General features: G+C 33.0%; 1 protein-coding gene. It reads left to right on the top strand.

Annotated features, from left to right (window positions below; all coding sequences use genetic code 11):
* A partial coding sequence (locus P8V03_RS19055) for a hypothetical protein (protein WP_318799381.1) occupies positions 1-557 on the top strand: 557 nt, incomplete at both ends.

Here is a 557-nt window from a genome sequence, read left to right as displayed (position 1 = left end):
GCAAATGGGTACAGATTTAACCTTTAATAAAGGGACAGATGGAAGTTATACCATAAAAGATAAAAATGGAGGAGTTCTTGAATTCGTTCCTGGTGGATATTTACACAAAATAAAAGATAAGAACGATAACACCTTAACCTTAAGTTATGATGGAATCATATTAAAGAAAATAACTGATGGAGCAGGAAGAGTAACTACCCTAGATGTATTAAGTAATGGATATCTTGTAGGGATAATAGAGCCAGATGGCAGCAGAACCAGCTTTGCTTATAATGGACAACAGCTTTCTAAAATAACTTATCCTGATGGAAACTACACTGTTTTTACTTATGATAGCAAGAATAATCTTAAAAAGGTATTAAATTATGATGGTTACAATATAAACTATGACTATTATACTCAAGCTCCTTATAGAGTCAGCAGCATAAAGGAATTTGGTACAGATGGAGCAGCAGGAGAAAGTTTAGCAATTGCTTATGGATATAACACAACTACCTTTACAGACAACAAAAGTAGGGTTAACCTATATCAATTTACTGATTATGGTATGACTAAGG

This window comes from Clostridium tanneri (assembly GCF_033659955.1).
In the GTDB taxonomy this organism is placed as follows: domain Bacteria; phylum Bacillota; class Clostridia; order Clostridiales; family Clostridiaceae; genus Clostridium_AM; species Clostridium_AM tanneri.
The sequence above is the reverse complement of the archived record's forward strand: the minus strand, read 5'-3'. Positions and strand labels throughout refer to the sequence as shown.